This window comes from Janibacter sp. LM (genome assembly GCF_039631275.1).
GTDB lineage: Bacteria > Actinomycetota > Actinomycetes > Actinomycetales > Dermatophilaceae > Janibacter > Janibacter terrae.
Map to the genome: position 1 here is coordinate 145598 of NZ_JBDIVG010000011.1, position 23030 is coordinate 168627.

Annotated in this window: 24 protein-coding genes; 10 read left to right on the plus strand and 14 right to left on the minus strand. The window is 72.2% G+C overall.

Annotated features, from left to right (window positions below; translation table 11 throughout):
• Nucleotides 1–9: 9 nt before the first annotated feature.
• Nucleotides 10–1518, minus strand: coding sequence for a SulP family inorganic anion transporter (locus ABC138_RS07750; protein ID WP_211596815.1), 1509 nt, complete (start codon nt 1516–1518; stop codon nt 10–12).
• A gap of 209 nt (nt 1519–1727) precedes the next feature.
• Here ABC138_RS07750 and ABC138_RS07755 point away from each other — a divergent pair, with 209 nt between their 5' ends.
• Both ABC138_RS07755 and ABC138_RS07760 read left to right on the plus strand, forming a co-directional pair.
• Nucleotides 1728–2150 (plus strand): MerR family transcriptional regulator, encoded by a 423-nt coding sequence (locus ABC138_RS07755; RefSeq protein ID WP_068328758.1) that lies wholly within the window; start codon nt 1728–1730, stop codon nt 2148–2150.
• 55 nt (nt 2151–2205) lie between these two features.
• Nucleotides 2206–3891 carry a ribonuclease J gene (locus tag ABC138_RS07760; protein ID WP_345913187.1) on the plus strand — a complete coding sequence of 562 codons (1686 nt, stop codon included), beginning with the start codon at nt 2206–2208 and terminating at the stop codon, nt 3889–3891.
• Here the strand turns inward: ABC138_RS07760 and ABC138_RS07765 are convergent.
• Entirely contained in the window at nt 3866–4405 is a 540-nt protein-coding gene (locus ABC138_RS07765) for a YbaK/EbsC family protein (protein WP_345913188.1), read from the minus strand. The genes ABC138_RS07760 and ABC138_RS07765 overlap by 26 nt on opposite strands.
• Before the next feature lie 34 nt (nt 4406–4439).
• Here ABC138_RS07765 and pgm point away from each other — a divergent pair, with 34 nt between their 5' ends.
• From pgm to ABC138_RS07800, 7 genes are all read left to right on the plus strand, one after another.
• Nucleotides 4440–6098: a phosphoglucomutase (alpha-D-glucose-1,6-bisphosphate-dependent) gene (gene pgm, locus ABC138_RS07770; RefSeq protein ID WP_345913190.1), complete on the plus strand. Its 1659-nt coding sequence runs from the start codon at nt 4440–4442 to the stop codon at nt 6096–6098.
• 59 nt (nt 6099–6157) lie between these two features.
• Nucleotides 6158–6652 carry a helix-turn-helix domain-containing protein gene (locus tag ABC138_RS07775; RefSeq protein WP_345913191.1) on the plus strand — a complete coding sequence of 165 codons (495 nt, stop codon included), beginning with the start codon at nt 6158–6160 and terminating at the stop codon, nt 6650–6652.
• A 3-nt stretch (nt 6653–6655) separates the two neighbouring features.
• Nucleotides 6656–7219, plus strand: a complete 564-nt coding sequence (locus ABC138_RS07780; RefSeq protein ID WP_345913192.1) for a PIN domain-containing protein — start codon at nt 6656–6658, stop codon at nt 7217–7219.
• 67 nt (nt 7220–7286) lie between these two features.
• Entirely contained in the window at nt 7287–8537 is a 1251-nt protein-coding gene (gene ilvA, locus ABC138_RS07785) for a threonine ammonia-lyase IlvA (protein WP_345913193.1), read from the plus strand.
• Between the two features lie 52 nt (nt 8538–8589).
• Nucleotides 8590–9387, plus strand: coding sequence for a class I SAM-dependent methyltransferase (locus ABC138_RS07790; RefSeq protein ID WP_345913194.1), 798 nt, complete (start codon nt 8590–8592; stop codon nt 9385–9387).
• Nucleotides 9388–9440: 53 nt separating this feature from the next.
• Nucleotides 9441–9722: a metal-sensitive transcriptional regulator gene (locus tag ABC138_RS07795; protein WP_068328699.1), complete on the plus strand. Its 282-nt coding sequence runs from the start codon at nt 9441–9443 to the stop codon at nt 9720–9722.
• A 158-nt stretch (nt 9723–9880) separates the two neighbouring features.
• Nucleotides 9881–11902 carry a heavy metal translocating P-type ATPase gene (locus tag ABC138_RS07800; RefSeq protein ID WP_345913195.1) on the plus strand — a complete coding sequence of 674 codons (2022 nt, stop codon included), beginning with the start codon at nt 9881–9883 and terminating at the stop codon, nt 11900–11902.
• Between the two features lie 69 nt (nt 11903–11971).
• On the opposite strand, the gene ABC138_RS07805 is transcribed toward ABC138_RS07800, so the two are convergent.
• From ABC138_RS07805 to ABC138_RS07830, 6 genes are all read right to left on the minus strand, one after another.
• On the minus strand, nt 11972–13141 hold the full coding sequence (locus tag ABC138_RS07805; protein ID WP_345913196.1) for an ABC transporter permease: 1170 nt from the start codon (nt 13139–13141) through the stop codon (nt 11972–11974).
• Nucleotides 13138–14055 (minus strand): ATP-binding cassette domain-containing protein, encoded by a 918-nt coding sequence (locus ABC138_RS07810; protein ID WP_345913197.1) that lies wholly within the window; start codon nt 14053–14055, stop codon nt 13138–13140. Before ABC138_RS07810 ends, ABC138_RS07805 begins: the two co-directional genes overlap by 4 nt.
• Before the next feature lie 88 nt (nt 14056–14143).
• The gene (locus tag ABC138_RS07815; protein WP_345913198.1) at nt 14144–14806 is read right to left on the minus strand and encodes a response regulator transcription factor; all 663 of its coding nucleotides are present in this window, start codon (nt 14804–14806) and stop codon (nt 14144–14146) included.
• Entirely contained in the window at nt 14803–16116 is a 1314-nt protein-coding gene (locus ABC138_RS07820) for a sensor histidine kinase (protein ID WP_338537445.1), read from the minus strand. Before ABC138_RS07820 ends, ABC138_RS07815 begins: the two co-directional genes overlap by 4 nt.
• A 5-nt stretch (nt 16117–16121) precedes the next feature.
• Nucleotides 16122–16763, minus strand: coding sequence for a VOC family protein (locus tag ABC138_RS07825; RefSeq protein WP_068328697.1), 642 nt, complete (start codon nt 16761–16763; stop codon nt 16122–16124).
• Nucleotides 16764–16809: 46 nt separating this feature from the next.
• Nucleotides 16810–17616, minus strand: coding sequence for an RNA methyltransferase (locus ABC138_RS07830; protein WP_068328695.1), 807 nt, complete (start codon nt 17614–17616; stop codon nt 16810–16812).
• A 30-nt stretch (nt 17617–17646) separates the two neighbouring features.
• Between ABC138_RS07830 and ABC138_RS07835 the strand changes: the two genes are divergently transcribed.
• Nucleotides 17647–18360 (plus strand): phosphatase PAP2 family protein, encoded by a 714-nt coding sequence (locus ABC138_RS07835; protein WP_345913199.1) that lies wholly within the window; start codon nt 17647–17649, stop codon nt 18358–18360.
• On the opposite strand, the gene ABC138_RS07840 is transcribed toward ABC138_RS07835, so the two are convergent.
• The 6 genes from ABC138_RS07840 to ABC138_RS07865 all read right to left on the minus strand — a co-directional run bounded on the left by ABC138_RS07840 (nt 18287) and on the right by ABC138_RS07865 (nt 22977).
• Nucleotides 18287–19111: a DUF1206 domain-containing protein gene (locus tag ABC138_RS07840; RefSeq protein WP_255218342.1), complete on the minus strand. Its 825-nt coding sequence runs from the start codon at nt 19109–19111 to the stop codon at nt 18287–18289. The two genes, ABC138_RS07835 and ABC138_RS07840, sit on opposite strands and share 74 nt — an antisense overlap.
• Nucleotides 19112–19146: 35 nt before the next feature.
• Complete coding sequence (locus ABC138_RS07845) at nt 19147–19938, minus strand: HAD family hydrolase (protein WP_068328689.1); 792 nt, start codon at nt 19936–19938, stop codon at nt 19147–19149.
• Nucleotides 19939–20005: 67 nt separating this feature from the next.
• Complete coding sequence (locus tag ABC138_RS07850; protein WP_338537443.1) at nt 20006–20782, minus strand: siderophore-interacting protein; 777 nt, start codon at nt 20780–20782, stop codon at nt 20006–20008.
• A gap of 68 nt (nt 20783–20850) precedes the next feature.
• Nucleotides 20851–21405 carry an orotate phosphoribosyltransferase gene (gene pyrE / locus ABC138_RS07855; protein WP_345913200.1) on the minus strand — a complete coding sequence of 185 codons (555 nt, stop codon included), beginning with the start codon at nt 21403–21405 and terminating at the stop codon, nt 20851–20853.
• A 25-nt stretch (nt 21406–21430) separates the two neighbouring features.
• Nucleotides 21431–22204 (minus strand): SDR family oxidoreductase, encoded by a 774-nt coding sequence (locus ABC138_RS07860; RefSeq protein ID WP_068328683.1) that lies wholly within the window; start codon nt 22202–22204, stop codon nt 21431–21433.
• Nucleotides 22201–22977: a dienelactone hydrolase family protein gene (locus tag ABC138_RS07865; protein WP_068424144.1), complete on the minus strand. Its 777-nt coding sequence runs from the start codon at nt 22975–22977 to the stop codon at nt 22201–22203. Before ABC138_RS07865 ends, ABC138_RS07860 begins: the two co-directional genes overlap by 4 nt.
• Nucleotides 22978–23030: the final 53 nt, after the last annotated feature.

Consider the following 23030-nt stretch of genomic DNA (forward strand, 5'->3'; position numbering starts at 1 on the left):
CCCCCTTCGTCAGTGGTCGGCGCCCAGGCGCCCGCTGAGCCGATCGTGTCGGTCCGCCGACGCCTGGTTGAGCCCGACGATCTCCACGCTCTTGCCCAGCCGCTCGTACTTGGTGCGGATGCCGTCGAGCGCGGCCACGGTCGAGACGTCCCAGATGTGGCTGTCGGACAGGTCGATGACGACTCGAGCAGGGTCCCCGGCGTAGTCGAACTGGTAGACGAGGTCGTTGCTCGTGGCGAAGAACAGCTCACCGTTGACCTTGTAGACCCTCACGTCGACCGCGCCGTCCCCGTCGACATCGGTCTCCGCGATCCGCTCGACGTACGCGAAGTGGGCCACCCGCCGGGTGAAGAAGATCATCGCCGCGACGACACCGAGGATCACCCCGTAGGCCAGGTTGTGCGTGACGACCGTGACGGCCACGGTTGTCGCCATGACGAGGTTCTCGCTCTTGGGCATGCGCCGGAGCGTGGCGGGGTGGACGCTGTGCCAGTCGAAGGTCGCCACCGACACCATGACCATCACGGCGACGAGCGCGGCCATCGGGATCATGCCCACGAGCGGTCCCGCACCGACGACGAGCGCCAGCAGGAAGGCCCCGGCGAGGAATGTCGAGATCCGGGTCCGGGCTCCCGAGACCTTGACGTTGATCATCGTCTGGCCGATCATCGCGCAGCCGCCCATGCCGCCGAAGAGGCCGGAGGCCATGTTGGCCACGCCCTGGCCCCAGGTCTCCCGGGTCTTGTCCGAGTGGGTGTCGGTGATGTCGTCGACGAGCTTGGCGGTCATGAGCGACTCGAGGATGCCGACGAGGGCCATGGCCAGTGCGAAGGGGCCGATGACCTGGAGCGTCTCGAGGGTGACCGGGACGTCGGGCAAGAGCAGCTGGGGCAGCGACTCCGGCAGCTCGCCCTGGTCGGACACGTCCGGCAGGGTCCATCCGCCGGCCCAGACGACGGCGGTGACGGCGACGATCGCCACGAGGGGCGCCGGCACCAGGGTCGTCAGTCGGGGCAGGCCGATCATGATCAGGATGCCGGCCGCGACCATGGGGTAGACCAGCCACGGCACACCGACCAGGTAGGGCAGCTGCGCCATGAAGATCAGGATGGCCAGGGCGTTGACGAAGCCGATCATCACCATCCGCGGGATGAAGCGCATGAGCTTCGCCACGCCGAGCAGGGACAGGACGATCTGCAGCACGCCCGCGAGGATCACGGTCGCGAGGAAGTAGTCCATGCCGTGATCCCGGGCGACGGGGGCGATGACGAGTGCGACCGCGCCCGTGGCCGCCGAGATCATCGCGGGCCGGCCACCGACGAAGGCGATCGTCACGGCCATGACGAAGCTGGAGAACAGCCCCACTCGCGGGTCGACGCCCGCGATGACCGAGAACGAGATCGCCTCGGGGATCAGGGCGAGCGCCACGACCAGACCGGCAAGGACCTCGGTCCTCAACCGGCGAGGGTCGCGAAAGGCAGCGCGGGTGGAGGTCTCGCGTTCACCGGCCTCGGGCACTGCCGGTAGGCCGGAGCCGGCGGGCGCGGTACTGACGGCAGGGTCGGGCACGGGGATCCTTCAGGACGAGGCACGGAGAGCACGGCAACCCTACCGTGACGTTAGGGTAGCCAGATCCCGGTCGCGAGTCCGTGTCGACCTGCCACGGTGGGGCGGCTGCCAGACGGTAGCCTTCCGCCCATGTCTGCTGTCGCTGACGGGATGTGGACGTGAACGACGACCCCCACGTCCACATCGGCCAGGTGGCCTCCCGCACCGGCCTGTCGCACCGCACCCTGCGCTACTACGAAGAGATGGGGCTGCTCACTCCCAGCGCGCGCACCGAAGGTGGATTCCGCCTCTACGGCCAGGCTGACGTCGAGCGCCTCCTGCTGATCAAGCCGATGAAGCCGCTCGGGTTCTCGATCGAGGAGATGCGTCAGCTCGTGGACGCCCTTGATGTCCTCGCAGACCCCACCGCGAACGCGGCAGACACATCGTCGGCCCGAGCGCAGGTCGATGCGATCCACGCGGACGCACTCACACGGGTGACCGAGCTGAGAGCGGCCACCGCGCGTGCAGAGGCCTTCACCGACGCCTTGGCGCAGCTCGCTCTGCCCAGGCCACCGACGAACGACCCTGCCGGTCCGTGAGCGTAGTGTCGTGTGCAGTCCAACGCACCGCTGAGCACGCCCCCGAGGAGATCACATGAGCCACCCGCACCTCGAGCTGGGCGCACCACCTGCACTCCCCAAGGGCGCCCTGCGGGTCATCCCCCTGGGTGGCCTCGGCGAGGTGGGGCGCAACATGACGGTCCTGGAGCACCGGGGCAAGCTGCTGGTGATCGACTGCGGCGTCCTGTTCCCCGAGGAGCACCAGCCCGGCGTCGATGTCATCCTGCCGGACTTCACCTTCCTGAAGAATCGCATGGACGACGTGGTGGGCATCGTCCTGACCCACGGCCACGAGGACCACATCGGCGCCGTGCCGTACCTCCTGAGGCACCGCAACGACATCCCCCTGATCGGCTCGCGACTCACCTTGGCGCTGATCACCGCAAAGCTCAAGGAGCACCGGATCAAGCCCACGACCCTCGAGGTCGTCGAGGGCGACCACCGAGACCTGGGCCCCTTCGGGTGCGAGTTCGTGGCGGTCAACCACTCCATCCCCGACGGCCTGGCCGTCGCAGTGCGTACCGCAGCAGGCTTGCTGCTCCACACCGGCGACTTCAAGATGGATCAGTTCCCGCTCGACAAGCGGCTGACCGACCTCCCCGCCTTCGCCCGGCTGGGGGCGGAGGGCGTCGACCTCTTCCTCACCGACTCCACCAACGCGGAGGTGCCCGGCTTCACCACCTCCGAGAATGACCTCGCGCCGGCCATCGAGACCGTCTTCCGCACCGCCCCGGGACGGGTCATCGTCTCCAGCTTCGCCAGTCACGTCCACCGCATCCAGCAGGTGCTGGACTCGGCACATCGCAACAAGCGCAAGGTCGCCTTCGTCGGCCGATCAATGGTGCGCAACATGGACATCGCACGACAGCTCGGCTATCTCGATGTCCCACGCGGGCTCGTCGTCGACGTCAAGGAGCTCTCGAAGTTGCCCGACCGCAAGGTCACCCTGGTGTGCACCGGGTCGCAGGGTGAGCCCATGGCCGCGCTCTCCCGGATGGCCAGCGGCGACCACCAGATCCGTATCGGGGACAACGACACGGTGCTGCTGGCGTCCTCGCTCATCCCGGGCAACGAGACCTCGATCTCGCGCGTCATCAACGGCCTGATCCGGCGGGGCGCCGACGTCGTGCACAAGGGCAACGCCAAGGTGCACGTCTCCGGTCACGCCAGCGCCGGCGAGCTGGTCTACTGCTACAACCTCGTCAAGCCGCGCAATGTCATGCCGGTCCACGGGGAGTGGCGCCACCTGCGCGCCAACGCCGACCTGGCGATCGCCACGGGCCTCGACCCCGAGCACGTCGTCGTCGTCGACGACGGAGTCGTGGTCGACCTGCAGGACGGCGAGGTGCGCGTCACCGGCAAGGTCCGTGCCGGGTACGTCTACGTCTCGGCCGGCACCGTCGGCGGCGTGACCGAGGAGAGCCTGCGCGACAGGGTCACGCTGAGCCAGGAAGGCATCGTCACGGTGCTTGCGCTGATCGACATCGACACGGGCAAGCTCGTCGAGCCGCCGGAGTTCCTCACGCGGGGCCTGGGTGCCGACGAGTCCCTCTTCGACGAGGCCATCCCGGCCATCGAGAAGGCGCTCACGGCCGCAGCGGCAGACGGTGTCGGTGACCCGATCGATCTCGAGAAGCGGATCGGGCGCGCCGTCTCCCAGTGGGCCGGGCGCAAGCACCGTCGCAATCCCCTGGTCATCCCCGTGGTCGTCGAAGCGTGAGCTGAAGCACCTCGGCGCCCTGCAGCGCGGCCAGCTCGGCGGCGTCGACGAGCAGCTTCGAGCCGCGCACCCCGGAGCCGATGACGACCTCGCCGGCCGCGACGACGGCCTCGTCGACGAGGACCGGCCAGTCGTCCGGGAGCCCGACGGGCGTGATCCCGCCGTACTCCATCCCCGACAGCTCGACCGCCTCGTCCATCGGCGCGAAGGAGATCTTGCGCGCGTCGACGTGCCGGCGCACGACGCCGTTGATGTCCGCCCGGTCCGTCGCGAGGACGAGGACGGCGGCGTGCCGCGTCTCCCCTCCCCTTCGGCCTGCGACGACGACGCAGTTGGCGGACAACTGCGGCGGCGACGCATAGGCCTCGCAGAAGGCGGCGGTGTCCGCCAGGTCCGGGTCGATCTCGGCCACGCGCGCCGACGGGAGCGCCGCGATCGCGGCCGCCACGGGCGCGGCGAGCAGGTCGGTCCGCTCGGTGGCGGGGGTCCAGGTGAGGGTGCCGGCTGCGGTCATGGTCCGACCCTAGGCGGGGCGATAACGTCGGTGCATGAGCCCTGCCGCCGACCGTGCCGGTACGCCCGCCCTCCCCGAGGACCTGATCGACGTCAGCCACGTCGTCACGAGCTACTACGCGATCTCGCCGGACCCGGACGACGTCGGCCAGCAGGTCGCCTTCGGCACGAGCGGGCACCGCGGGACCTCGCTCAGCGGCTCCTTCAACGAGGCGCACATCCTCGCGACGACCCAGGCGATCGTCGACCACCGCCGGGCGAGCGGGATCGACGGCCCGCTCTTCCTCGGCCGCGACACGCACGCCCTGTCCGAGCCCGCGTGGGTCTCCGCGCTCGAGGTCCTCGCGGCGAACGACGTGACCGTCCTCGTCGACTCCCGGGACGGCTACACGCCGACGCCCGCGATCTCGCACGCGATCCTCACGGCCAACCGGGGCAAGGACCTCGCGGCGAAGGGGGAGGGCCTGGCCGACGGCATCGTCGTCACCCCCTCGCACAACCCGCCGAGCGACGGCGGGTTCAAGTACAACCCGCCCCACGGCGGCCCCGCCGACACCGACGCGACGAGCGCGATCGCCGACGCCGCCAACGCGTACCTGAGGGACGGGCTGCGCGGGGTGCGGCGGACCCCCTTCGCCCGGGCGCGGGCCGTAGCGACCGAGCACGACTACCTCGCCGCGTACGTCGACGACCTGCCCGACGTCGTCGACCTCCGACGGATCAGGGACGCCGGTGTGCGCATCGGTGCGGACCCGATGGGTGGCGCGGCGGTGCACTACTGGGGCGAGATCGGCGAGCGGCACGGCCTCGACCTGACCGTCGTCAACCCGCTCGTCGATCCCACGTGGCGCTTCATGACGCTCGACAAGGACGGCCGGATCCGCATGGACTGCAGCTCGCCGGCCGCCATGGCCAGCCTCATCGGGCAGCGCGACCGGTACGACATCGCGACCGGCAACGACGCCGACGCCGACCGGCACGGGATCGTCACGCCGGACGCCGGGTTGATGAACCCCAACCACTACCTCGCGGTCGCCCTGCAGTACCTCTACGGCGGCGCACGGCCGGGGTGGTCGAGCCGGCGCATCGGCAAGACGCTCGTGTCGAGCTCGATGATCGACCGCGTCGCCGCGGACCTGGGCACCGAGCTGTGGGAGGTGCCGGTGGGGTTCAAGTGGTTCGTCCCCGGCCTGCTCGACGGGTCGGTCGGCTTCGGCGGCGAGGAGTCCGCCGGCGCGTCCTTCCTCCGGCACGACGGCTCGGTCTGGACGACGGACAAGGACGGGATCATCCTCGCGCTGCTCGCCTCCGAGATCCTCGCCACGACCGGCCGCTCCCCCAGCGAGCACTACGCCGACCTCGTCGCGCGCCACGGCGAGCCCGCCTACGCGCGCGTCGACGCCCCAGCCACCCGCGAGCAGAAGGCCGCGCTCAAGGCCCTCACCCCGGGCGCGGTCGTCGCGGACTCCGTCGCGGGAGAGCCGATCACGGCCAAGCTCACCGAGGCACCCGGCAACGGCGCGCCCATCGGCGGGCTCAAGGTCGTCACCGAGTCGGCGTGGTTCGCCGCCCGGCCGTCCGGCACCGAGGACGTGTACAAGATCTACGCCGAGTCCTTCCGCGGGCCCGAGCACCTCGCGCAGGTGCAGGCCGACGCGAAGGGGGTCGTGGACGCAGCGCTCGGCCGCGCCTGAGCGGCGCGAGCAGGGCGAAACCCCTGTTCGTTTTGTTCGTTTCCCGATAGTCTGGATTCATGGCCCGCACAGCAGCATCGGCAGACTCTCGCACCTACCTCCCCGACGACGCCCACGAAGCAGAGATCCACGACTTCATCAGCGCGCTCGAGCGCTCCGGCGGGCGTGCCCCGCAGCAGCGTCCGGCGGTGGTCGCAGCGGATGGGACTCGTCACGAGATCCCTGAGTCGATGGTGGACGTCCTCCGACAGGTGGCAGAGGCCCTGAGTGCTGGGATGGGCGTCAATGTCGCCCCGCTGAACTCGATGCTCACCACCCAGGAGGCAGCCGACTACCTGGGGATCTCCCGCCCGACATTGGTACGCGTCCTGGAGCGGGGTGAGATCCCCATGGAGAAACCGGGGCGTCACCGCTACGTGCGGTTGAGCGACCTGATCGAGTACAAGGACCGGATCCGCACGCAGCGTCGTGAGGCACTCGACGACATGGTTCGCGCAGGCGTGGAGTCCGGCCTCTACGAGGCGACTGACGGGTTGCCGCCAGCGATGCGTTGATCCATGACGTTCCCCGTCTTCCTCGACACCTGCGTGCTGTATCCCGCAACCCTGAGCGACCTCCTCCTCCGCATGGCGGAGACCGGCATCTACACCCCGCACTGGTCGCAGGACGTGTTGACGGAGCTGGAACGCAACCTCGCCCGAGTAGCAACGGCGGGTGGCGAGGGAGCGCGGCGTCGGGTTGCGGCGATGTCGCGAGCCTTTCCCGAGGCCTCGGTCATCGGCTACTCGTCCCTCGTCGACGGCATGACCTGCGACCCCAAGGACAGACACGTCCTGGCGGCAGCCGTCCAGAGCGGTAGTCAGGTCATCGTGACCTTCAACCTCAAGGACTTCCCGCCCAGCTCCCTGACCCCGTACGAGATCGCCGCAGTCTCGCCCGACGACTTCCTCCTCGACCAGCTGGACCTCTACCCGACCCCTACCGTCCGGTCGTTGATCGCGCAGAGCAAGGACAGCCGACGCCCCCATCTCACACCCCAGAAGTTGCTGACCGCCTTGGAGCGGTGCGGTGTGCCGCGCTTCGCGGCGGAGGTTCGACGCAAGGTCGACCTCACTGCGTGAGGTCGAGATCCCGGGCCCCAGATCTGTCGACACTTGCCCACGGCGGTGGCCGACTACCGTGGGGGGGGTGACCGCATCGCCCCTGACCGCCGCAGCCGTCGACTCCGCGGCCGCCCTCCTCGCCGACGTCCTGCCGGCCACCCCGCTGCAGCGCAGCGAGCGCCTCTCCGCGGTCACGGGCGCCGAGGTCTGGCTCAAGCGTGAGGACCTGCAGCCGGTCCGGTCGTACAAGGTGCGCGGGGCCTACACCTTCATCGCCCACCTCTCCGACGAGCAGCGCGCGAAGGGGGTCGTCGCCGCCTCCGCGGGCAACCACGCCCAGGGTGTCGCCCTCGCCGGTCGCCGGCTCGGCGTGCGCGCCCGGATCTACCTGCCGCGCAACACCCCCCGGCAGAAGCGTGACCGCGTCGCGACGCTCGGCGGCGACCTGGTCGAGGTCATCGTCACCGGCGAGGTCTACGACGACGCGGCCGCCGCAGCCGTGGCGGATGCCGCCCGCAGCGGCGCGGTCATGGTGCCGGCCTTCGACGCCCTCGACACGATGGCCGGGCAGGGGTCGGTCGCGGTCGAGATCGTCCAACAGCTCGGTCGGACCCCCGACCTCGTCACCGTGCCCGTCGGCGGCGGCGGGCTCCTCGGCGGCATGGCCACCTGGCTGGCCGCCAACTCGTCCACGACCCGCCTCGTCGGGGTCGAGCCGGAGGGGGCGGCCTCGATGGCCGCGGCCCTCGCCGCGGGCCGGCCGGTCGAGCTGGAGGAGGTCTCCCCCTTCGTCGACGGGGCCGCGGTCCGGCGCGCCGGCGACCTCACCCACGCGGCCGTCGCCGCGACCGGCACCCACCTCACGTCGGTCTCCGAGGGGGCGTTGTGCGTGGAGATGCTCGCGATGTACCAGTCCGACGGGATCATCGCCGAGCCGGCGGGCGCCCTGGCGACGGCCGTCCTGCCGGACCTGCGGATCGAGCCGGGCGCCACCGTCGTCGCCGTCGTCTCCGGCGGCAACAACGACGTCTCGCGGTACGCGGAGATCGTCGAGAAGGCACTGATCCACGAGGGCCGCAAGCACTACTTCCTCGTCGACTTCCCCCAGGAGCCGGGCGCGCTGCGACGCTTCCTCGACGAGGTGCTCGGGCCGGACGACGACATCGCGTACTTCGAGTACGTCAAGCGGAGCAACCGGGAGACCGGCCCGGCGCTCGTCGGCCTCGAGCTCGGTCACGCCGACGACCTGCTCCCCCTGCTCGCCCGCATGGACGCCTCGCCGCTGACGATGGAACGGGTCGACCCCTCGAGCCCGCTCTTCCGGTTCATCGGCTGACGGACCGGCCGGGGCCCTGTCCATCGGGGCCGGGCCGGCGCATACTCGAAGGGTGCCCTCCGACGTCGGGTTCGCCGGCTCCATGCCGTACGTCTACGACACCGTCCTGGTGCCGTTGATGTTCCTCGACTACGCCGAGGACGTGGCGCACGCGGTCGCCGCCACCGCTCCCGACGAGGTCCTCGAGACCGCGGCCGGCACCGGTGTCGTGACCCGGGCACTGCTCCGGGCCCTCCCCTCCGCCCGGATCACCGCGACCGACCTCAGCCCGGCCATGCTGGACCGCGCGGCCCACCATCTCCCGGCCTCCGAGTCCGTGACGTGGGCACCCGCCGACGCGCATGACCTCCCCTTCGACGACGACTCCTTCGACGCGCTGGTGTGCCAGTTCGGGGTGATGTTCCTCGACCGCCCCCGCGCCTACGCCGAGGCCCGGCGCGTCCTCAGGCCCGGCGGCCGCCTCGTCCTGGCGGCATGGGGGCGCCTCGAGGACAACGAGGCCGCCCTCTGGGTGCAGGACGCCCTCGAGGCCCTCCTGGACGACCCACCCCTCTTCCTGCGGCGGGTCCCCTTCGGCTACACCGACGTCGGCGTCATGCGGACCGAGCTCGAGGACGCTGGCCTCACCGACATCGACGTCCGCGTGGTCGCCCACCGCAACCGGCCCGCGTCCGCCCACGACATCGCCCTCGCGCACTGCCGGGGCACGCCAGTCGCCAACATCCTCGCCGAACGGCAGCTCGACGCCGAGCAGGTCACCGAGGACATGGCGCGGCTGCTCCGGGAGCGGTGGGGTGACGAGCCGGTCAGTGGCCCCATCACCGCGCACCTCGTCACGGCGACCGCCTGAAATACCCTGCCGGGGTATGGTGTTGACCTCTGGAGACCCATCAGGAGGACCACATGGCCGGCTACAGCGGCAGCAAGGACGACTACCTCAAGCGGTTGCGCCGCGTCGAGGGCCAGATCCGCGGCATCTCGCGGATGGTCGAGGAGGACACCTACTGCATCGACATCCTGACCCAGGTGGCCGCCGCGACCAAGGCCCTGCAGGCCGTGAGCCTCGGGCTGCTGGAGGACCACGTCGGCCACTGCGTCGTCGATGCCGCCCGCGAGTCCGACGAGGCCGCGGCCGCCAAGGTCGCCGAGGCCAGCGCGGCGATCGCGCGGCTCGTCCGCTCCTGAGTCGGCCGGTCGTCGTCGGCCTCCCGGTCAAGGCACAAGGGGTCGATGGGCCAGCGACCGGATAGGCGGTCGCGAATACCTCGACCCGGACAAACGGCACCGGCGACGCGCCACCCCGGCCTCCCTCGGGAGCCACCCGCCGGACGGGACAATGAGGCATGAGCACCACGACCACCCCCCGCCCCGAGGCCGACGTCCAACCGGCCACCGGGGACGAGGGCAGCATCGCGCCCGGCCCCCGACTCGCTCCCCCGACGCACACCGCGCTCGAGGGCACCGACCTGCAACGGCGCACCGCCGTGGCCGTCGTGCTCTCGCTCGCCGTCGTCGTCCTCGCACTCGGGCCGTGGGACGGGCCGGCCATCCCGTGGGTCCAGTGGCTGCTCGCCACCCCGGTCATCGGCTGGGCCGCCTGGCCGCTGCACCGAGCCGCGGTCCTCGCCGCCCGCCGCCGCAGCACCACCACCGACACCCTCGCGAGCCTGGGTGTCGTCCTCGCCTGGCTGTGGTCGACGGTCACCCTGCTCACGGGCGCCGGAGCAGAGGGCACGTACTTCTTCGCCGCGGCCGCCGTCGTCACCGCCTGCCTCCTCGTCGGCCGCTGGGTCGAGGCCCGGGCCATGGACGCGGCCCGGGCGGACCTCGACGAGCTCACCGGGCTGGGCGCCGACGGGGTCGCCGTGCAGCGCATCGACTCCCGCACCCGGGCGACGACCGAGGTCCTCCTGCCGCTCGGCGACCTGCGGGTCGGTGACCACTTCATCGTCCGGCCCGGCGAGCGGGTCGCCACCGACGGCGTCGTCGTCGACGGCACGAGCTCGATCGACACCTCCTTGCTCACCGGCAGCACGATCCCGCTCGACGTCCGCAGCGGGGACCACCTCGACGCCGGCACGGTCAACACCTCCGGCCGCCTCGTCGTCGAGGTCACGGCGCTCGGCGCCGACACCACCCACGCCGAGATCGTGCGCCACGTCGAGCGGGCGCAGACCGGGTCCTCCGATGCCCAGCGGCTCGCCGACCGGGTCGCCTCGGTGCTCGTGCCCGCCGTCCTCGGCCTCGCCGTGCTGGCCTTCTTCGGCTGGTGGGTCGGCAGCGGCTCGACGGCGACCGCGCTCGGCGTCGCCGTCGCCGTCCTCGTCATCGCCTGCCCCCTCGCGCTCGCCCTGGCGACCCCGGCGGCCGTGCTCGTCGGCACGACCCGCGGCGCCCAGCGCGGCATCCTCGTCGCCGGCCCGCACGTCCTCGACGAGGTCGGTCGCATCGACACCCTCGTCCTCGACAAGACCGGCACGATCACCACCGGCGACGCCCAGGTGACCGACCTCGCCGCCGCCCCCGGCCTGCATCCCGCCGCCGTCCTCACCGCGGCCGCGGCAGTCGAGTCCGGCAGCGACCACCCCATCGCGCGGGCGATCGTGCGCCGGGCGCAGGACCAGGGCATCAAGATCCCCGTGGTCCGCGACTTCGAGGCGCTGCCCGGCTCCGGTGCCGTCGCGTCGATCAAGGACACCCGCGTCACGGTCGGCCGGGCCGACCTCTTCGACGAGGTGCCGGCCGAGCTCGCGACGCTCGAGCGTCCCGGGACGACGGTCTTCGTCGGCTGGGGCGGCACCGCCCGCGGCGCCCTCACCGTCGCCGACCCCGTGCGCGACTCGTCCGGGGACGCCCTGCGCGCCCTGCGGGCCGACGGCCTGGAGATCTGGCTCGTGAGCGGCGACAACGCGCACAACGCCACCGAGATCGCGGCAAAGGTCGGCATCGAGCCCGAGCACGTCATCGCCGACGTGCGCCCGCAGGACAAGCACGACGAGATCGCCCGGCTCCAGGAGGCCGGCCGGGTCGTCGCCGTCGTCGGTGACGGCAGCCACGACGGCACCGCCATCGAGCGGGCCGACCTCGGCCTCGCCCTCGGCACCGGCGCCCCGGTGGCTGCGGACTCGGCCGACATCGTCCTCGTCCACGGTGACCTCGAGTCCGTGCCGCGGGCGGTCGCACTCACGCGGCGCACCCACACGGTGAGCCGGCACAACGTGCTCTTCGCGATCGGGTACAACGTCGTCGCCATCCTGCTCGCGCTCAGCGGCCTGGTCCCGCCGATCGCCGCCGGCGCGCTGACCGCGGTGACGTCGGTCGCGGTGGTGCTCAGCTCCCTTCGCCTGCGACGGGCCGCCGACTGACCCGAGACGCACGTCGGCCCGGGTACGCCCCCTGCGGGTACCCGGGCCGACGCGTGACCGGCGGAGGTGTCACACCTCGGCCCGCCACGCCTCCTTGTAGGAGAGCTTGCCGCGGGTCTGCATGAGCGCCCGCCAGTAGATCCGCTCGGCGACGAGGACGACGCCGACGGTGACGGCGACGAGGACGACGAGGCTGATGAGCGCCTCCCACCACTGGCCCTCGCCGGAGACGAGACGCACCGGCTGCAGGATCGCCGAGAAGGGGGGCACCCAGGCGAGCACGTCGGCCACCGTCCCCGAGACGAAGAGCGCGCCGAAGAACATCGCCATGAGCAGCATCGTCACCGGCATCGCGGTGGACTGGATGTCCTCCTGCCTCGAGGCGAGTGCCCCGGAGACCGCGTACATCGCGGCGATCATCGTGAAGCCGGCGAGGAAGAAGGCGACGAACCACGCGATGCCTGCGCTGAGCGCGGGCAGCATGTCGCCCCAGTCGGTCAGGCTCAGCCCGACGACCGCGACGGCCGCGTAGAGCAGCAGCTGGCCCACGGCGAGCGCGACGGCGGCGACGAGCTTGCCGAAGAGCAGGTGGCGCAGGGGGATCGACGTCGCGATGATCTCGACGATCCGCGACTGCTTCTCCTCCGTGACGCTCATCGCGAGGTACATCCCGAAGATCGCGGCAGACATGTAGAAGAGGATCGCCATGGCGAAGCCGACGGCCCGGGCGATGCCCTGCTCCTCGGCATCGCCGTCGAGGATGGCGGTGCTGACCGCCGTGCCCCGCTGCAGGGCCGCCACGTCGGTACCCGCCGCCTCGGCGTTGGTGGCGAGCACGCTCTGGGCGACGGCCCGGGTCGTGACATCGGCCAGCCCCGCGGGGACCTCGGTCCTGCCGACGAGGCGGTAGCCGTCGTCGGTCGACGCGAGCCAGGCGTCGACCGACTCGTCCTCGACCGCCGCCTCGGCGGCCGCGTTGTCGGCGACCTCGACGAGTCGCAGGCTCACCTTGTCGTCGATCCCGGGCGCCATCCGCTCGACGGTCTGGCCCGTGGACCGCGTGTCCTGGGTGACCGCGACGTCGTAGGTGCTCTCGCGCTCGGCGTCCCAGATCTGGAACCCGAAGAGGGCGACGAGGATGACGAGCGACAGGAGCGTGGACCCGATGAAGGTCTTGTCGCGCAGGCGCACGGACAGCTCGCGCTGCGCGACGGTGGCCCAGGCGTTGCGGGTGCTCATGCCGTCACCTCCCGGTAGACCTCGGACAGCGCGGGGATGATCGGGGTCAGCTCCCTCACGCCGCCGTGGCGCAGGCCCTGGGCGAGCAGCTCGGTGAGGACCCGGTCGCGCTCGGTGGTGGAGCCGGGCGCGAGGTCGATCACGGCGGTCGGGCCGTCGACGTCGACCGCGGCCACGCCCGGGACCTCGCGGACCCAGCCGGCGTCGCGAACGGCGACGAGGCGGTGGCGGACCGGGGACCCGCCGCGCAGCTCGGTCGGCGTGCCGGTGGCGCGGACCCTGCCCTCGGCGAGGATGACGAGCCGGTCGCACAGGCGGTCGACGAGGTCGAGCTGGTGGCTCGAGAAGAGGACCGGCACCCCGCGCGAGGTGTGCTCGCGCAGCAGGTCGGCCATCGCGTCGACCGCGTCCGGGTCGAGCCCCGAGAAGGGCTCGTCGAGGATGAGCGCGGCCGGCTCGATCATCAGCGCGGCGGCGATCTGGACGCGCTGCTGGTTGCCGAGCGAGAGCGACTCGACGGTGTCGGTGGTGCGCTCGCCGAGGCCCAGTCGCTCGAGCAGCTCCATGACGGAGGTGCGAGCAGCCTTGGGCGACAGGCCCTTGAGCTGACCGAGGTAGACCAGCTGGTCGGCGATCCTCTGCTTGGGGTAGAGGCCCCGCTCCTCGGGCATGTAGCCGATGGCGCGCTGGTCGGCGGTCGTGATCGGCCGGTCACCCCACAGGACGCGCCCCTCGCTGATCGTCAGCACCCCCATGATCATGCGCATCGTCGTCGTCTTGCCGGCGCCGTTGCCGCCGACGAAGCCGGTCATCAGGCCGCGCTCGACGGTGAAGTCCACGTGGTCGACGGCCGTGAGGTCCCCGAAGCGTCGGGTGAGGCCCTCCACGGTGATGCTCTGCGGGGGTGTCGTCATGCCCTCGACGCTACGGGCGCGGGGCCCGGAGCGGATCCGCCCTCTGGCTGGTCCTCGGTGCCGGCGCCTCCCCCTCAGGGGGGAGGCGTCAGCCCACGAGCCCCGACTCGTGGGCGACGATCACCGCGCCGACCCGGTCGCGGACCTGCAGCTTGGCGAAGATGCTCGACACGTGCGTCTTGACCGTCGCCGCCCCGATGACCAGCTCCGCGGCGATCTCGCCGTTGGACCGACCGGCGCCCATGAGCCGCAGCACGTCGATCTCACGGTCGGTGAGCAGGGCGACCAGGTGCGCGTGGCGGCCCCCTTCGTCCGGCGCGTCGGGGACGCTCGCCATCTGCTCGATGACGCGTTGGGTGACCTCCGGCGCGAGGAGCGCGTGGCCGTGGCCGACGGCGCGCAGGGCGTCGACGAGCTGCTCGGCCTCGGCGTTCTTGAGCAGGAACCCGCTCGCCCCCGCTCGCAGCGCCTCGAAGAGGTAGTCGTCGCGGTCGAAGGTCGTCAGGATGATGACCTTGCCCAGGTCCCCCGCGACGATCTCGCGGGTCGCGCCGATCCCGTCGAGGACGGGCATCTGCACGTCCATGACGATGACGTCGGGGCGGTGCCGGGTCGCCATGACCACGGCTTCGCGGCCGTTGGCCGCCTCCCCGACGACCTCGAGGTCGTCCTCGACGGAAAGCATCATCGCGAACCCCGAGCGGATGAGCGGCTGGTCGTCGACGAGCAGAACCCGCAGCGGCGCGCTCACGCCTCCTCCTCGGGGCGAAGGGGGATCCGCGCCCGGACGCGATAGCCGCCGAGCGGTCGCGGGCCGATCTCGACGACGCCGCGGTGCGAGGCGACCCGCTCACGGATCCCGAGCTGGCCCATCCCGCTGCCGGAGGAGCCGGGGCGCGGACGGCCGCCGTCGGTCACCTCGACCTCGGCGTGGCGCCCGTCGACGCGGACGGTGACGCGGGCGCGCCGGGCCGTGGAGTGCTTGGTGACATTGGTCAGCGCCTCCTGGGCCGTGCGGTAGAGCGAGTGGCCGACCGCCTGCGGCACGGCGTCGAGGTCGCCCCCGGTGGCCTCGACGAGCTCGTGCACGACGGTCAGGCCCACACCGGTGCGGTCGGCGGCAAGCGCGGCGATGTCCGCGAGCGTCGGCTCGGGCGCGTGCTCGTCCGCTGCGGCGGACGACTCACCCATGCGCAGAGTCCCGAGCAGGCCACGCATCTGGCGCACCGCGTCACGGGAGGCGGTCTCGATGCGGCCGAGGGCGCCCTTCGCCCCGTCCGGGTCCTTGTCCATGACGCGTCGTGCAGCGGCCGCCTGCACGCCGATACCCGAGACGTGGTGCGCGACGACGTCGTGGAGCTCGCGGGCGATGCGCAGACGCTCCTCGACGACGGCGCTCTCCCGCAGCGCCGCGGCCTGCTCCCGGATGGTCGCGGTCTGCGACTGCAGGCCCGCCCGCTGCCGGGCCGCGCGCCAGGCGATCTGCCCGCCGAGGACCGCACCGCCGAAGTACAGGATGTTGATGATCCCGAGCACGAGCGGGCCCGCGACGGTCGCAGGGACCACGGCGTCCGGGTCGGGCGAGCGGACCATGTCCGCGAGGACGTTGCCGACGGCGATGCTCCACACGAGCCAGAGGAACATCAGCGCGAGGACCACACCGTAGACCACCGCCATCGTCCGGCGGCTGCGCGCCCACGAGACGCCCGCGAGGACGCAGAGGAAGTAGACGACCTGGGTCGACAGCAGGCTCGCCATGAGCGGCTCGAGCGTCGAGATCGCCCAGTACGCCAGCGACGCGGCGACGACGGTGAGGAGCGGCAGCCGGCGGCGGGTCAGGAGGAAGAAGCAGGGCAGCGCGGTGAGCAGCCACTGCTGCCACGGGGGTGCGTCGACCTCGGTGAGCGCCCCGAGCCCGCGCATGAGCTCCAGGACACCGAGGGAGATGAGCACCGTGGCGAGCGTGAAGAGGCCGTCCGCCCGGCTGATCGACCCGCCCGGCCGGACCCAGTCGTCGTCGAGGGCGAAGAACTCGCCGACGTGGTCGAGCCGGGAGGCCACGGTGGTCAGAGGGTGACCGGACCGCCGGGGGTGTTGAAGGTGACCGACATCAGGCCCGGCGTGCCGTGCGGCGCGACGAACTCGAAGTCGATGACGGAGGAGGTCTCCTCGGGCGGCAGGCCACCGAGCCAGTCGGTGACGCGCGCCGGGTCGCCGGCGATCATCAGCGCGGAGATGGTCACCTCGGTCTCGGCCTCGGCCGAGGGGTGAGGGGAGTCGTCGTTCCACTTGACGAAGAAGGGCAGCTGCGGGTCGGCGAGGGTGCCCTTGATGCCGATCTGCTTCCAGGTGAACTCGCGGCCGTCGGCGAGGCGACGGTTGCCGTCGACGGCCGGGCGGTCGAGGCGCGCCTCGACGGCCTCGAGGTCGTCGTCGACCCGGATGACCCAGCCCATCCAGCCACCACCGGCCTCGGAGCGGGCACGGACGACCTGGCCGAAGGGGGCCTTGTCGGAGCTCGGGTGGTCGAGGACCCCGACGACCTCGACGTAGCGCTCGTGGGCGAGCGGCAGGATCATGTTGCGCGTGCCGAAGCGCGGGTGGATACCCCCGTCGACGGGGGTCACGCCCAGTGCCTCGCCCAGACGCTGGGCCGTGGCCTTGACACCGGACTTGTCTGCTGCAAAGGAGACATGGTCGACGCGCATGCAGGCATCGTGACACAGGCCGCACCCGGGCCAGTAATCGGGGTGGTCAGACCCGTCGCTGGCGGACCGCCTCGTAGACGACGACGGCAGCAGAGGTGGCGACGTTGAGCGAGTTGGCGCGTCCGACCATGGGGATGCGGACGCGGTGGCGGGCACCGGCGAGGGCGGTGTCGGTGAGACCGTACTTCTCCGAACCCACCGCCAGCGCCACGGGACCGGTGAGGTCGACGTCGGTGTGCTCGACGTCGGTGTCGGGCGTCGTGGCGACGACCCCGATGTCGCGCTCGGCGAGCCACGCGAGGGCGTCGTGCGTGCTCGCGGCGGCGACCGGCACGGAGAAGACGGTGCCCTTGCTCGACCGGATGACGTTGGGGTTGCCCCAGTCCGTCACCGGGTCCGCGGAGATGACGAGGGAGACGCCGGCCGCGTCGGCGGTGCGCAGCATCGCGCCCAGGTTGCCTGGCTTCTCGACGCCCTCGCACAGCAGGACGAGCGCGCCGTCGGGCAGGTCGACCTCGTCGAGCCGGAGGCCTGGTGCGGGCACCTTGGCGAGGATGCCGTCGGGCCCCTCCCGGTAGGCGACCTTCTCGAAGGCGGCGCGCCCCAGCTCCACGACCTCGGCGCCGGCGGCGCGGGCGCCCTCGACGAGCGCGGCGCCGACGGAGGGGTCGAGCATGAGCTCGGGGCAGTGGAAGAGCGCGATCGGCGCGACCCCGGCGTCCAGCGCGAGGGTGGTCTCCTCGAGGCCCTCGACGAGGGTCGTGCCGGTGCTCTCACGGGCACGACGGCGCCGGAGCGTGACGAGGTCCTTGAGCCGCTGGTTGGCCGGGGAGGTGATGACGAGATCGGACATGGCGGGACAAGCATGCCCCACAATCGGGTGGTGCCTGCCGACCACCACCCCACGTCTCTGCGTGCCGTGGCCGCCCTCGTGACGATGACGCTCATCATGCTCTGCGTCGCGGCCCTCGGTCGCTGGGTGCTCATCCCGTCCGGGTGGGCACGGCGGCTGGACGAAGGGGGCCTGGCCGCGGGCACCGACCTCGTCCTCTCGGCGCCGTGGCTGGCCGATGTCGCGCAGGTGTGGTCCGACCTCAGCGGTCCGTGGGTCGTGCACCCGCTCGTCATCGCCGTCACCCTCGTCCTCATCGCCCGGGGCTGCGTCGGGCGCTGGGCGCTCGTCGTGCCCGCGATCGGGCTCGTCGGCTGGGGGCTCGGCGCCCTGTGCAAGGAGGTCGTGCAGCGGGCCAGGCCCGAGGACGCGGTCGTCGCCTTCGGCAACTGGTCGTACCCGAGCGGGCACGCGAACAACGCGGCCCTCGGCGCGGTGCTGCTCGTGGCACTCCTGGCGACCGTGCGGACCGCATGGATCCGTTGGGGCGCCACGGCGCTGGTCGTCCTGGGCGCCCTGCTGACCGCGGCCGACCGGATCGTCCTGGGGGTGCACTACGTGACCGACGTGAGCGCCGGACTGCTCCTCGGCACGGCCACGGCCCTGACGGGCCTGGCCGTCCTGCGCCCGCTCAGATCCGCTGGTGACGCGCCCGCGCGAAGCAGTACAGGCCGAAGGCGACGAGGCCGAGGGCCGCGGCGGTGAGCAGGTACGGGCCGAAGGGCTGGTCGCGCAGGGACTTCAGCGCGCCGTCCAGGCCGGTGGCCTCCTCCGACTGCTCCTGCACGGCCGCGATGATGAAGAAGACGCCGACGAGGGCGAGGACGGCCCCCTTCGCCGGGTAGCCGATCATGCCGAGCGTGCGCGCCACGGTGCCCGGGTCCTCCTCGAGGTCCTTGATGAAACGCTGCGTCACGCCCTTGTACACGTGGTACCCGCCGACCGCGATGATCCCGACGCCGAGCGCACCGACGAGCCACCGCCCGGCCGGCTGCTGCATGAGGCTCGCGGTGACATCCTGCGAGGACTGCTCGCTCGACGACGAGGAGCCCGAGCCGAGCGCGAACTTCAGCGCCGTGAAGGCCAGCGCTCCGTAGACGACGGCCTTGCCGACGGCCTTGAGCCGGTCGCCGACGCCCCCGTCACCGAGTGCGGGCGCGACGGCCACGGCCAGCTGCCAGAGGGCGAGCGCGACGAGGCCGATGACGACGACCCACATGAGCACGACGCCACCGGGGTTGCTCGCGAGCGAGGCGAGCGCGCCGGACTGGTCGGCCTGCCCGCCGCCACCGCCCCACGCGACGCGACCGGCGGTGTAGCCGATGACGATGTGCAGGACGCCGGAGACGACGAAGCCGACGCGGGCGAGGGCTTCGAGGGCGGGGTGGTCGCCCACGGTTCGGGCGGTGTCCCGGGCAGCGTCACGGGCGTCGTCGAGGTCTCGGGTGCGGCTCACCTGCCAATCATGCCCCTCCGCCGGACCCGGAGGGTTCAGGCGAGGGGGCGAAGGGCGTGCGCCAGCCCGTCCTCGTCGACGGACCCCGTGGTCTCGTCCGCGGCATCGACGACCTCGGGCGGCGCACCGCCCATGGCGACCCCGCGTGCCGCCCACCGGAGCATCTCGAGGTCGTTGCGCTGGTCCCCCGCGGCGAAGGTCAGGTGCGGCTCGACGCCGAGGCGACGGCGCACGAGCTCGAGCGCGGACCCCTTGGACACACCCTCGGGCGCGAGGTCGAGCCAGGCGGTGTAGCCGACGGCGTAGCTCACGCCGTGCAGACCGATCCGCTCGACGAGCTCGAGGAAGTCCTCGCTCGCCGCGTCGGGGTCGTGGAAGGTCACGCGGGTCGTCGGCCGGTCGACGAGCTGCTCGAAGGGGACGACGACCTGCTCGCCCTGGAGCACGCCCTCGGGGTAGGGGCGGGCGACCTTGAATCCCACGCCCACCTCCTCCACCGCGACGAGGATGTGGGGGGCGTGCTCCATGACGAGCGTGAGCGCCGCGCGCGGGTCGAAGGTCACCGTGTCGGCGATCCGATAACCCTGCGGCGCAGCGGGATCCAGCTCGAGGGTGACCGCGCCGTTGGAGCAGATCGCCCACCCGTGCGAGAGACCGAGCAGGTCGAGGACCGGGGTCGTCGCCAGGACGGAGCGGCCCGTCGAGACGACGATGTGGTGCCCCGCGTCGGCGACCGCGCGGATCGCGTCGCGGGTGGCCGGACGCAGCTCGCCGGCGTGGGTCAGGATCGTGCCGTCGACATCCAGGGCGACGAGGTGCGGCTCCATGTCGCGCAGGCTACCCGCCGCCCGCCCCGCCCCCGGAGGAGGTCGCGAAGCAACCATCTCGAAGGGCTCAGACGCGTGCGGCACCGAGCTTCCAGTAGCCGGAGAAGGTGATCGCGCGCCTGTCCATGCCGACCTCCTGCACGAGATGGCGCCGCAGGGAGGTCGCCAGCCCCGACTCGCCGCACAGCCACGCGTGGTCCAGGTCCGCGGTCGAGACGGGGGTGGCGACGAGTGCGGTGAGGACCGCGGTCCCGGGGGCGGCGTGCCCGCGCTCGTGGACCGTGACCCGGGCCGGGACGTCGAGGCCGCCCAGGACCTCGGCGGAGGGGACCTCGACGTGCGCCTCGATGTCGGCGCCGAGGCCTGGCAGGCCGCGACGGTCGCGCTCCTCGAGGATCGCGAGCAGCGCGGGCACCGCGGTCTCGTCGGCGACGAGCAGCTGGCGCGCGTGCTCGAAGCTGGAGTAGAGCGCTCCCCCGGAGCGGAACGCGGCCCTGTCGCCGACCTGGGCGGCCGTCGCCCATGCGGAGCCCGGGCCGGAGTCGCCGTGCGTGACGATGTCGACGTCGATCTCGTGGACATCGCGACGCAGCGCGCGCACCGTGTACCAGCGCAGCCCGGGCTGCTCGTCCTCGGGCATCTCGCTGATCGCAGCCCGCACGTTGCTGCACGCGGGATCGGGCAGGTGCAGCCGGCCGTCGGCGCCGGGGACGAGCAGACCGAAGTACTCGTCGGGGCCGACCAGGCGGTGGTCGCGCAGCTGCGGCGCGGACAACGTGATCCGGCGCACCACGGGGTTGAGGTCCGTGACGGCGACGACCGTCACCTCGAACTGCGACTCCACCTTCGACTCTCCTCGTGCGACCGGGACGGCTTGATGAGGCGAGCCTAACCTAGCCGTGGAGCACGGGGTCAGGCGAGCCCGAGCTCCTCGAGCCCGAAGACGTGGCGGTACTCGAGGCCAGCCTCGGCGAACTTCTCCGCCGCACCGGTCGCGCGATCGGCGATCGTCGCGACGGCGACGACCTCGGCGCCCGCCTCGCGGGCGGCGGTGGCTGCCTCGAGCGGCGAGCTCCCGGTCGTCGAGGTGTCCTCGACGACCAGGACACGCCGCCCGGCGATCGACGGGCCCTCGATGCGCTGCTGCAGGCCGTGCGCCTTGCCCGCCTTGCGCACGACGAAGGCGTCCAGGCGCTCCCCCTTCGCCGCAGTGGCGTGGAGCATCGACGTGGCGACCGGGTCGGCACCGAGCGTGAGCCCACCGACGGCGTCGAAGTCGAGGTCCTCGACGAGGTCGAGCAAGACGCGGCCGACGAGCGGGGAGGCCTCGCCGTCGAGGGTGATGCGGCGCAGGTCGACGTAGTAGTCGGCCTCCGCGCCGGAGGACAGCGTCACGCGTCCGTGGACGATGGCCTTGTCCTTGACGATCTCGAGCAGGCGGGCGCGGTCGGCAGCGATGTCAGTCACGCCTGCCAGTTTAGGTCGACCGTCGTCAGTGGGTGTCCTTGCGATGCAGCGCGGTGACGCGCGGGTTGCGCAGGAGCACCCGGGGCAGGTGGCGGACGAGCGCGACGACGGCCTTGTACTGCGGGCTCGGCACGGAGACGACGCGACCCCGCTCCGAGTCGGCGAGCGCCGCGCGCACGAGGTCGCTCGCGTCGAGCCAGAAGGGACCGGACCGGGTGCCCTTGTCGATCCCGGCGCGCTCGTGGAACTCGGTGCGCACGTAGCCGGGCAGGAGCGCGGTGACGCGGACCCCCTTCGGCCGCAGCTGTGCCGCGATGGACTCCGTGAAGGTCGTCACCCAGGCCTTGGCCGCGGCGTACGTGCCGCTCGTCAGGTGGCCGGCGACGGATGAGACGTTGATGATCCGGCCGTGCCCGCGCGCGACCATGGCGCCGGCGGCCGCGTGGCTGAGGACGAGCACCGCGCGCACGAGCACGTCGAGCAGGCGCTCCTCGTCCTCGACGTCGGTGTCGACGAAGGGGGTCCCCAGCCCGTACCCCGCGTTGTTGACGAGCAGGTCGACGGGCCGGTCGGCGGCGCGCAGCCGCTCGGCGACCCGCTCCAGCTGGGCACGGTCGGACAGGTCGGCCGCGAGCACCTCGGCGTGCACCCCGTGCGCCTCGCCCAGCTCGGTGGCGAGGTCGTGCAGCCGCGCGGTGTCGCGGGCGACGAGGACGAGGTCGTGACCCTGCGCGGCCAGCTGGACCGCGAACTCGCGGCCGATGCCGGCCGTGGCACCGGTGACGAGGGCGGTGCTCATGCGTGCTCTCCCCCGGCCTGCAGGGTCCGCGCGAAGAGCTCCTCGAGCTCGGCGAAGTGCCGCTCGGCGCCCGCCTCCTGGTAGCTCGACGTGTCGCTCATCGTGAAGCCGTGCGGGGCGTCGGGGTAGATCGCGGTCTGCGCCTGCAGGCCGTGCTCCGCGAGCGCCGCGTCGAGCCGCTCGACCATCTCCGGCGGCATCGTGCCGTCGCGGTCGGCGTGCCCGTAGACGAAGGCCGCCCGCGCGCTCCCCAGCGACAGGTGCGGGCTGTCGGGCCCGTCGGAGGCGACGTGCGCCCCGTGGAAGCCACCGCAGGCCGCGATGCTCGGGTCGACGCAGGCGGCCCGGGTCGCGTGCTTGGCCCCCATGCAGTACCCCGTGGTCCCGATCGGGCCCTCGGCGACGCCGGGCAGGGCGCGCAGCGCGGCGACGAAGGGGGCGACGTCCGCCTCGGTGCGCTCCTTCGTCAGCTCGGCGACACGCGGCAGGCTCAGCTGACCGTAGGTCGCCCGCTGCTCGGGGTCGGTCAGGTCGGTACCTGCAGGGGGCGACATCTCTGCCGCAGAGCCGAGCCGGTAGAAGGTGTTGGGCGCCAGCACGATGTAGCCCCACGAGGCGATGCGGTCGGCCATCTCCTCGATGCGGGGCCGCAGCCCGATGGCGTCCATCCACAGCAGGACGCCGGGGTACGTGCCGTCCGCGTCGGGCCGGGCGACGACCGCCTCGGCCGTGCCGTCGGCAGCGGGGATCTCGACGAGGGGTCGCATGGCCATGGGCCCATGGTGTCAGGCCGCGCTCACCCGCGGGGCAGGCCAAGGCGCCCGGC

Excerpts from the sequence above, each read along its gene's own strand:
- ABC138_RS07810 (WP_345913197.1), bottom strand. The coding sequence starts at position 14,055 with ATGACGACACCCCCGCAGAGCATCACCGTGGAGGGCCTCACCCGACGC.
- ABC138_RS07800 (WP_345913195.1), top strand. The coding sequence starts at position 9,881 with ATGAGCACCACGACCACCCCCCGCCCCGAGGCCGACGTCCAACCGGCC.
- ABC138_RS07795 (WP_068328699.1), top strand. The coding sequence starts at position 9,441 with ATGGCCGGCTACAGCGGCAGCAAGGACGACTACCTCAAGCGGTTGCGC.
- ABC138_RS07825 (WP_068328697.1), bottom strand. The coding sequence starts at position 16,763 with ATGCGCGTCGACCATGTCTCCTTTGCAGCAGACAAGTCCGGTGTCAAG.
- ABC138_RS07865 (WP_068424144.1), bottom strand. The coding sequence starts at position 22,977 with ATGGCCATGCGACCCCTCGTCGAGATCCCCGCTGCCGACGGCACGGCC.
- pgm (WP_345913190.1), top strand. The coding sequence starts at position 4,440 with ATGAGCCCTGCCGCCGACCGTGCCGGTACGCCCGCCCTCCCCGAGGAC.
- ABC138_RS07830 (WP_068328695.1), bottom strand. The coding sequence starts at position 17,616 with ATGTCCGATCTCGTCATCACCTCCCCGGCCAACCAGCGGCTCAAGGAC.
- ABC138_RS07860 (WP_068328683.1), bottom strand. The coding sequence starts at position 22,204 with ATGAGCACCGCCCTCGTCACCGGTGCCACGGCCGGCATCGGCCGCGAG.
- ABC138_RS07780 (WP_345913192.1), top strand. The coding sequence starts at position 6,656 with ATGACGTTCCCCGTCTTCCTCGACACCTGCGTGCTGTATCCCGCAACC.
- ABC138_RS07845 (WP_068328689.1), bottom strand. The coding sequence starts at position 19,938 with ATGGAGCCGCACCTCGTCGCCCTGGATGTCGACGGCACGATCCTGACC.
- ABC138_RS07760 (WP_345913187.1), top strand. The coding sequence starts at position 2,206 with ATGAGCCACCCGCACCTCGAGCTGGGCGCACCACCTGCACTCCCCAAG.
- ABC138_RS07775 (WP_345913191.1), top strand. The coding sequence starts at position 6,158 with ATGGCCCGCACAGCAGCATCGGCAGACTCTCGCACCTACCTCCCCGAC.
- ABC138_RS07765 (WP_345913188.1), bottom strand. The coding sequence starts at position 4,405 with ATGACCGCAGCCGGCACCCTCACCTGGACCCCCGCCACCGAGCGGACC.
- ABC138_RS07805 (WP_345913196.1), bottom strand. The coding sequence starts at position 13,141 with ATGAGCACCCGCAACGCCTGGGCCACCGTCGCGCAGCGCGAGCTGTCC.